The 445-nt window shown below is 46.3% G+C and carries 1 pseudogene; it reads right to left on the reverse strand.

What is annotated here, in order from left to right:
- Positions 1–445 (reverse strand): annotated as a pseudogene (locus ACTNC3_RS11540) (IS21 family transposase); the annotation flags it as partial.

Genomic DNA, 445 nt, shown 5'->3' on the forward strand with positions numbered 1-445 from the left:
CGTGCTATAATCAGAAACGTCGGTCCGTACATCGCCGTATTGACGTCGGTGCCGTACGATCAACTGACCATTTTCCTCGAGAACATCAATGTAATGAGCTCTGATACCGATGAACACTTTCTGATTATGGAGTTCAGGTTTGGTTGAATAGTAATGCTTTCCGTCAATGCATACCTTGCCGTAGCCATCTGCCTTGAACCAGTCATACCGACATACATCAAATGCACTTGATGGAAGGGTCAGGAACTGCTTCTGGTCTTCTTTGAAGAGATCTTTGATCAGCTGCAACTTTTTGTAATGAGGCTTGGCAGCCTTGCGCTCATTCATTGGGAGTAGAGTCTTGTTATATTCGACCATGTCATGATAGTGTGGCGCTGGCACAAAGAGGTTTCTCCGGATCGTCCCTACTTTATTCTCGACATTGCCCTTTTCCCAGCCGGATTCC

This window comes from Oribacterium sp. HCP3S3_B9, from assembly GCF_052064255.1.
Lineage (GTDB): Bacteria > Bacillota > Clostridia > Lachnospirales > Lachnospiraceae > Oribacterium.